Genomic DNA, 8360 nt, shown 5'->3' with positions numbered 1-8360 from the left:
GTCCAAAAGCCGTTGAGAAACTATGGCCACTTTAAACCAGATATAAGACACTCTCCAAGGGATCCTCGCCACTACCCAAGCGCTCTGCGCCGCCGACGCATTCGCGACAGCGTTGCGTAGCAATAACGATGTAACAAACCGTAGTCTGGCCAGAGCGGATCCCGTCAGAAGCGGGTCTCGAACTCCAGGGAAAGGACGTTGTTGCCCTCGAGGTCGGTGGTGGCACGGGTGAGGGTTTGGTCGTTGAGGCGGTAGCGGGCGCTGTAGCGGGTGGGCTGAAAGGGATCCGTCAGGTTGCGCTGCACCGAGATGGAAGTAGCCGGCCCCAGATCGCGGGCCACCTCCAGCGCCAGGCCGACTGAGGAGCGTCTGGGGGCACGGGTATCGACCTGGGGAACGGGGCTGAGGCGAACCTCATCCAAGCCGAGGGTGTCCCGCAGCGTCTCCAACACATCGTTAAGCAAAGCCGTTCCCGCCAGCCCGGCCACCCCTGCTTCGGGGTTGAGTTGGGCCAAAGCTGTTCCCCCCAACAGGGCGACGATCTCTTGGGGGGAGCGGCTGGGGCTGCTGGAAAGGGTCAGAACGCCGTTGCGGGGATCCGCAGCCGCAAGCTGGCTGGCCCGCCCGTTGACGTTGGCAAAGATCTCGATGCTCTGCTGCGATCCCGGCAGGTTGCGGTTGGTGTCGAAGGGGGACAGATCCTGGGGAAAGCGATAGACCTCGAAGGCTTGGGTCACCAGGCGCAGGTTTAAGAAAGGATCGAAGGGGTTGTCCAGGTCAAAGGTGGCGGTGTTGGGGCGGGAGCGATCCAGGCGAAAGTTGGCAATGGGCAGGCTGACGCGGCCTCGCTCCAGGGCGATGGTGCCCGCCGGACGCAGGTCTTGGGGAGTGCCGAACAGGCGCAAGCTGCCGCTGGCGTGGAATTCAAACAGGTTGGGCCGCTGCACGCGGATCCCGGGCCCCAAAACCAGCTCCAGGCCGTTGAGCCGCGGCTGCCAAAAGGGATCCGCCTGAGTCGAGTCTGCGGGAGCTGCCGCCGCTTCCCCTTTTTCAGGGCGGGGGCTGGCATCTACGATCCCTTGGGAGACCTCCAGGCGCCCCTCGAGCAAAGGCCGCAGCAGCAGGCCGCCCACCACCACCTCCCCCTGCAGGCGGCCTGTGTAGAGGTTGGGCAGGGTGAGCTGGATCCCTTGCAGTTGCAGCGTTAGGGGTGGCGAGGTCTCGTCCATCTGCAGGGCGCCGCGGGAGTTGACGGGCAAAAAGCCGTTGGCCAAGAGGGATCCGCCCCCCAACTGGCCCTGCAGCTCCCGCACCTCCAATTGGTTGAGGTTAAAGAAAATTTGGCCGGTCAGGTCGGTGATGGGCTCCGGCAGGGCGGCCAACTTGAGGATCCCGGAGCTAAGGCTGAGGTTCCCCTGCAGGCTGGGCTCTCGCAAGCTGCCGCGGATGGCCAGCTCCAGTTGGCTTTGGCCCCCTTCCCAGCGCACCTGGTCGGTGAGGAGGTTGATCAGGCGCAGGCCGCCATTCTCGGCTTGCAGGGTGAGGTCGATCTGATCCGATGCGGCCCGCACCTCCGCAAAGGGCAGGGTGTAGGGCACCAGGCCGGAAAGGCGGATCGGCTCGTCGCCGTTGGCCAGCAGGGCGCCCTCCAGGCGCAGTTGACCCTGGTTGTAGTCAAATTGTCCCCCCACCTCCCGCAGCGGCACCTGGTTGATCTGGGCGTTGACCACCGTCAGGGAGCCGCGGGCCCGGGGATCCCGCAGGTTGCCTGCCAGTTCCACATCCAGGTTGAGATCTCCCTGCAGCTCCAGCTCGTCCGGCAGGAAGCGATCCAGCAAAGCCAGAGGAAATGCTTGGATTTGCAGGGATCCCGACTGTTCCTCCAGGCCCACCTTGCCAGAGAACAGGGCCTGGCGTTCGCCACTGCGCAACAGCAGCGGCTGCAGCACCACCGCCCCTTCGACCAGGCTGCCGCTGGCGGTGAGGCTCTCGATGCTGAACTCCTGGGCCTGCCAATTCTGGCCCTCGAGCTGAAAGCTGACGCTGGGCCGGTTGAGGTTGCCGACCAGGCTGACGCTGGCCTGAAATTCCCCCTGCAGGCTGGTGGGCGGCGGGATGCGGGGATCCATACGGCTGGCCAGGGCCCCCAGGTGGGCGGCCAGGATCTGGGCGTAGTACTCCAGTTGTTGCAGCAGCGGATAGCCGGGCAGGCCGACCGGCTCTGTCTCTAACACAGCGGCAGGGCCCAAAGGTGGCAGCCGAAAACCGCGGCTGGTGATATCGCTCCACTCCCGCCACTTGAAAGTAGAGACGATATCTTCCAAGCGGCCTTGACGGGTGCTGATCTGCAGGTCGATTTGGGGAATGGGGACTTCCGAGGTGGGATCCAAAGCAGCCTGGAGAGAGGTTGCCGGCAGCTCCAAAGTGCCGCTGGCGGTGTAGAGGCTCTCGAACAGCTCCAGTTGGGCTTGGGCAAGGGTCAGGCGAGCGGGGCGGGAGTCGTCGCTGGGGCGATAATCGAAATCCACTGAGAGGCCCTGCACCGCGAGATCGCCTAGCCGCAGCCCCTCGACCGCAGCTCGACCTCGAGCGGCGCCACTGGCCAGGTCAAGCGCCACCTCCCCATTGAGGGTTCCGCCCAGGCCAGCCCAGGGCCCGGCAGCCAACCCTCCCAGCAAAGCCAGCGGCAACTGGCTTGCCGTCACCTGCAGTTCATCTTGCTGGCGTTGGCCGCGCACTTCCGCCTCGCCCCGCCGCACCTGGAATTGCACAGGCCGAAACTGGGGATCCAACTGCAGCGCCAGCCGCTCCCGCGCCCCCACTAGCTCCACCGCCGTCCCCTGGGCAGACCAGCTAAAGGGCCCGGCCAAGTCGGCAAAGGCCACCTCCCCCACCTGCAAGCCGCGCAACTGCGCCTCGCCAGCCACCTGCAGGTTGTCCGGAGAGCCGCGGATCTGCCCGGATCCCTGCAGCACCCCCTGCAGCAGTGGCGGCAGGCCGGGCACTTCCGCCAGGGGGATCCCGTCAGCGGCAAAGCTCAGGTCCAGGGATCCCACCTGCAGCGTCTGGGGATCCACCGGGATCTCTCCCTCTACTCTGGCCAAGCGGGCGGTGTCGGCCAAGATCTCTGCCTGCTGGATACGCAAGCCAGATCCTTCCCAAGCTACCTGGCCGCGGATGCCGTCAACCCATTGCACTCCCCTCTCTCCCAAAGGCTGGGACAGGGCTAGCGACCCTTGCGCCCGCAACGCCGCCAGGAAACCCACCTCCGCCGCCTCCCCTGTGTCCACCTGCGCCATCAGCTCACCAGAGAGGGATCCCGGCCACTGCGGGTTAAAAAAGGCCAGCGGCAGATCCTGGGGAGCCACTTGGGCTTGGACTTGCCCTCCCGCCCACCGCCCCGCCACCTGGGCCCGGCCCCCGCCCAGCTCCAACACCGCCTGCGGCACCTGTACCGCCCACCCCTCGGCCTCGGGCAAGATCTGCAGCTGTCCTCTGCCGGCAATCTCTCCTCCTTGGGTTGTCCAGGTGGCCTCCACCTGGGGCCGGGATCCCGCCAGCGCCACCTGCACCTGGGCACTTACCGGCCCCAGCTCGCCCCGCCGCGGCAGGTTGAGGTCGTAGAGAGCCAGCACCTGCTCTACATCGGCCCCAGTGACCTGGAGATCGAACCGGCCTGCTAAGCCGGCAGCCCATTGCAGTTGTCCGGATCCCTGGATCCGCCCGCCGGCGGCCTTCAGGTCGATTTCCTCAAAGGCCAAGGTTTGATCGGCCAAGCGGAAGCCAAAAGCATATTCCGGCACCGGCAGGCGATCCACCCGCCCCGGCGAGATCCCTCGCAACTGCCCTTGGATCTGCGGCCCATTCAGCGGCCCGGTGACCCTCAGGGATCCCGCCACCACCCCTTCCGCCGGCAGCTCAACGTTGAAAGTCTCCTGGATCTGCTGCAGGCTGGCCGGGGCAATAGCGGCTTGCAGATCCAATCCCTCCTTGTCGCCGAAGACAATGGAGCCGTTGAGATCTTCAAAAGCAAGCTGGCCAAAACGACCGCTCACCCCCTGCAGTTCCAGCTCCTCTAGGGTAAAGCGAACGGAGCCCTTCACCTCTTCAAAAGGATGGGGCAACCTCTCCAGCCCCAGCCGCGCCTGCTGAACCTGGGCTTGCCCCGTCAACTCCCAAGGGCGTTCTCCTCCCCAGAGGACTTGCAGATCCAGACTGGCTTCCCCTTCCACCTCAGTCAAGGGCGCCGCCGGCAAGACGCTGGGCAGCAGCTCCAAAGGCAGGCGCCGAGCGGCCAGCGTCACCGAGCCAGAAGCCTGGGCGAAATCCGCCACCCCCCGGAGCTGCAGGGGGTAGCCCCCTTCCCCCTCCAGAGAGCGCAGCGCCGCCGAGAGCTGGAAACTGGCCCGACCCCCTCCCTCCTCCCCCGGCGGGGCACTCAGCCACACCTGCGCCTGGCCCTGCAACTGCTCAAACCGGCGCCGCTCTCCCACTAAGGGAATAGCCGTCAGGGATCCCCCCTGCAAACGGATGTTCAGCCCCTGCAAGGGCAGGGATCCCTCGCCTTCTGGCAGTTGAAACTGCACGTCTGCCCAGCCGCGATCCAGCGTCTCCATCAGCAGCAGTTGCGGCTGATTCAGGGTAATATTGAGCACCCACTCCCCCGTCTGCAGCCAGGTCCAGAAGTCGGGGCTGAGGTCGATGGAGCCGATGCTGGCCAGATGTTCGATGTGGCTTTCCCCTAGCCTCACCTGCCAAGGGGCTACAAACCTTACCTCCCCCAATTCCACCTGCCGGCGCATCGCCTGCGAGAGGGTAGCTTCCACCTGGGGCAGCACCCGATCTTGAAAGTAGGCCCCGATTCCCCAGGCAGCCCCAAAAGCGGCAGCCGTCAAGCCCAAACCCAGCCCCGCCACCATCCAGGTGCCGGGGGGAAGGGAAAAGCGTCGCCGCTGCCCCTCTTGCTCCTGCCGATCCTCTCCCAACGCTCGCCCCTCAGGGATCCCAACCACCCCACTTGAGAAGCCCTGTCTGGCCCGCAGGCCGGCCTCCTTGGGGAACATCAAAAACTGCCCCCATCCTACCCAAGGACTCCCGCCTTGCCACGAGGGGCCAAAAAGCAGGGATCCCTGCCCCCAGCCGCAATCCCCTGCCCGCGGAAAAATACCGTCTCGCCAAGGGAGTAGGGATGCTAAGCTATCTCCACGCCCGAGATCGGGCCTCAACCCTCTGTCGAGATAGATAAAAGGAGAAAAGCCATTCCGGAACCTCTGTCTCTGACGGTCAGCTTGCGCGGCAGCCACGAAGCGCTGGAGAACTGCCAGGTCTTTTACCTGACGGGCCTTCTGGATGCCTTTTCTGAGCCGGTCTTCGTTAAGGTGGTCACCAAATACCTAGAAGAGGGATCCCCCAATCTCATCCTGGATTTGACGGGGATCGACTTCATCGATAGCTCTGGCGTCGGTGCCCTGGTGCAATTGGCCAAGCTGGCCCAGAGCCGTGGGGGCATCTTTCAGGTGGTGAGCAACCCCCGCATCACCCAAACGGTGAAACTGGTGCGGCTAGAGAAGTTTTTGTCCTTGCGCAACTCGCTCCAAGAGGCCCTCGATCATCTGGCCGCAGAAGGTGGGGGACGTCCAGAGCCTGACACTCGCCCCGACGCCGCCGAGGCAAGGCCTGAGGGGCCAGACGGCCAAGCTTCCTGAGCTGGCGGACAAGCTCCACCATGGGCCTGGGGACTTTTTGGGGCATTAGCGCCGGGGCCGGGGATCCCGAGTGGCTCACCCTCAAAGCAGCCCGCATCCTCGGCGCCGTCAGGTGGGTGGCCTGCCCCCAGAACGCCGCCGGCCAGCCGGGCCTAGCTTACCAAATCGTGCGCCCTTGGCTGCGACCGGAACAAACCCTGTTGCCGCTGCATCTGCCCTTTGTTACCCAAGTCGAGCTGCTGCAGGCGGCCTGGCAAGCGGCTGCCGAGCAACTGGCCCCGCCTCTGGAGCGGGGAGAAGATGTGGCCTTTGTCTGCGAAGGGGATGTGGGCCTCTACAGCACCTTTGCCTACCTGTCCCAAGCCCTGCGGCAGCGGATCCCCGACTTGCCCATCCAGGCCATACCGGGGGTGTGCTCTCCTCTTGCCGCCGCTGCCGCTCTGGGATCCCCTTTGGCGCTCGGCTCCGAGAAATTGGCGATTTTGCCTGCTCTTTTTGCCCTGACGGAGCTGGAGAAGGCCTGCACCTGGGCCGACGTGGTTGTGCTGATGAAAGTGGCCCCCGTCTATCCTCAGGTTTGGCAGTGGCTAGCGGCAAGAGGTTGGCTACAGCAGGCCAGCTTGGTGGCTTGGGCCGGTTGGCCCCAGCAAGCTCTCTTCCCCACCCTAGAAGGATTGGCCGACTATCGCCCCCCCTACTTTTCCCTGCTGATCCTGCGCTCTCGGCCCCGGAATTGAAGTTCTCCCCGACACCCGCCTGAAGGGGGAGGCCCACCGAGGCCGGGTCGAGTGGTCTCGGTCAAATCCTCGGCTGAGCTGGGGATCCAGCCCCCCTGCTTTCTGGAAAGTTTCTAAAAAGTAGACCTTTCTTCTGGAAAAGGGCAGAGGATCCGACTGCAAGATCTACTGGAGACCTATGTTGAAGAAATATGGGAAGAACGATTAAAGAAATGACCTAGACTGTTAAGAACAGTTGCCAGCCATTGTAGAGGGATTTGACCCAAGCTAGATTAGAAATGTAGTGATTCAAGCAAGGAGGATAATATCTCAGCTTCATCTCAAAGGCGAGACACCAGCCTGCAATCTGCCCAAGCTCAAAGCTTCCTGTCGGTCAACGTTTTGATCCAATCTCGTGCAAACTTCCGATCCGTTGCGCCGGCAGGTTTCTATAGCAAGCGGTTGTCTTGCCCAGAGGAGCACCTGGCACCTACGACAGGTTTTCTTCCGAAGAAGGGACATGGGAGCTAAATCAAATAGCGGTCGGGTCTGTTGAGGTCAGCCGCTGCAACGATAAGGGGTCGTTTACCTCTGGTGAGATGGCAAGATGGCGAGCGGTCTTACCCGTTTAAGGGATGCCGGCCTGCTATTTCGAGTCTCCGTTTAGGATCAAGGAAGAGGTGGAAAACCGATGCTCGGTCGGGTTCAGGTGCTCCCCCCTGCAGACTCTGGCGAATCAGGACTCTGCTCAGTAGAGCAAGGGCTGCGGGCTTTAGCAATTTTGGGTTCGCCCAGTTCATAGTTTCACGCTCGCTTGGAGGAGGTTTTTATGCTTGCCTTTCTCTCGAAAATTGCTAGAGCAGTTATCCGCGTGTTCACGCCTGCCAAGTCTGATCTGGTTGAAGTAGGTTACCAGCCCATTACCGATGATGTCTATCGCGCCAAAGGCTCAGCTCGCTATGCTGGGGAGCTGTAGGGCACAGTGCGAGAGCGGGTCAGGTTTTGGCACTTCAACCCTCGGGAGCAGAGCTTCAAAAGTTGGTTCGTCAGGTGGCTGTTCTACTCTCCCCGTCAATTGAGCAGAGGGGGGTGAGCTCAGAACAATCGCTCAGAACAATCGAATAAGTGAAGAGACAGCTAAGTTTGGATGCAGGTGACGTGCATGGGGGTGGGTGGTTTCCCCTCCACTCAAGTTTTGTCGGTTCAGTGGCGGTGCCGGTGGGGTTGCCGCCACTTCTTGTTGGCTGCGAGCTGCTTGCCGCTTCTCTGCGAAAATAGCAAGGACGCTTGCAACAGATGCTTGAACGCCCTGTTTTCCTCTGTGTTGCCCTCCCTCGTGGTCTATCCCGTCACGCTAGGTGATTTGGAGCCCGTGGCGGAGGTTCTCGCCCAGGTCTTTTACCCGCCCTTGGGTCTGCAGCGCTGGCTCCACCCGATTCACAAGTTGGGCATCCGCGAGGATTTGCGCCTCAAGCTGGCGGCCAGGGATCCGCACTACTGCTGCCTGGCGGCTGCGGTGGGATGCGAGGTGGTGGCCACTGCCGAGATCTCCTTGCGGGCGATGGCCCATGGGAAGTATCCCTATCTGGCCAACTTGGCGGTGTTGCCCCCTTGGCGGCGGCGCGGGATCGCGCGGCAGCTTTTGCTCAGCGCCGAAGGAGTGGTGCAAGGTTGGGGCTATCACCAGTTGTATCTGCACGTGGTGGAAGACAATCTGGCCGCCCGGCAGCTCTACGCCCAACTGCGCTACACTCCCATCCAGCGCACCTCTCAACTTTGGCATTGGCTGGGGATCCCACCCCAGCTTTTGCTCTGCAAGTGGCTGCCGTGAAGTTATGTAAACTAGAGCTAGAAAGCTGGAGAGGTGTTGCAGTGGTTATCGAGGAAGGGGGCAGGAGCTGGCGCTGGTTGGGCCTTGTGGGGTTGTTTACGGCTTTGC

Annotated in this window: 5 protein-coding genes; 4 read left to right on the top strand and 1 reads right to left on the bottom strand. The window is 62.9% G+C overall.

The features are described from left to right. Positions 1-164: 164 nt before the first annotated feature. Positions 165-5063 (bottom strand): translocation/assembly module TamB domain-containing protein, encoded by a 4899-nt coding sequence (locus SYN63AY4M2_RS14335; RefSeq protein WP_276307390.1) that lies wholly within the window; start codon positions 5061-5063, stop codon positions 165-167. A gap of 174 nt (positions 5064-5237) precedes the next feature. Between SYN63AY4M2_RS14335 and SYN63AY4M2_RS03240 the strand changes: the two genes are divergently transcribed. The 4 genes from SYN63AY4M2_RS03240 (at position 5238) to SYN63AY4M2_RS03230 (ending at position 8252) form a co-directional block, all read left to right on the top strand. Continuing rightward, positions 5238-5705, top strand: a complete 468-nt coding sequence (locus SYN63AY4M2_RS03240; protein WP_228375500.1) for an STAS domain-containing protein — start codon at positions 5238-5240, stop codon at positions 5703-5705. 20 nt (positions 5706-5725) lie between these two features. Beyond that, positions 5726-6442, top strand: coding sequence for a precorrin-2 C(20)-methyltransferase (locus SYN63AY4M2_RS03235; RefSeq protein ID WP_011429788.1), 717 nt, complete (start codon positions 5726-5728; stop codon positions 6440-6442). An 808-nt stretch (positions 6443-7250) separates the two neighbouring features. After that, entirely contained in the window at positions 7251-7397 is a 147-nt protein-coding gene (locus SYN63AY4M2_RS13730) for a hypothetical protein (protein WP_011429789.1), read from the top strand. A 345-nt stretch (positions 7398-7742) separates the two neighbouring features. Continuing rightward, a complete protein-coding gene (locus tag SYN63AY4M2_RS03230) occupies positions 7743-8252 on the top strand; it encodes a GNAT family N-acetyltransferase (protein WP_228375439.1) in 510 nt (169 codons plus the stop codon). Positions 8253-8360 lie beyond the last annotated feature (108 nt).

It is taken from the genome of Synechococcus sp. 63AY4M2, from assembly GCF_002760475.1.
Classification (GTDB): Bacteria; Cyanobacteriota; Cyanobacteriia; order Thermostichales; family Thermostichaceae; genus Thermostichus.
This window is presented reverse-complemented; position numbering and strand designations above follow the sequence as displayed.

Coding starts and splice junctions, on each gene's coding strand:
- SYN63AY4M2_RS14335 (WP_276307390.1), bottom strand. CDS start 5,063: ATGTTCCCCAAGGAGGCCGGCCTGCGGGCCAGACAGGGCTTCTCAAGT.
- SYN63AY4M2_RS03235 (WP_011429788.1), top strand. CDS start 5,726: ATGGGCCTGGGGACTTTTTGGGGCATTAGCGCCGGGGCCGGGGATCCC.
- SYN63AY4M2_RS13730 (WP_011429789.1), top strand. CDS start 7,251: ATGCTTGCCTTTCTCTCGAAAATTGCTAGAGCAGTTATCCGCGTGTTC.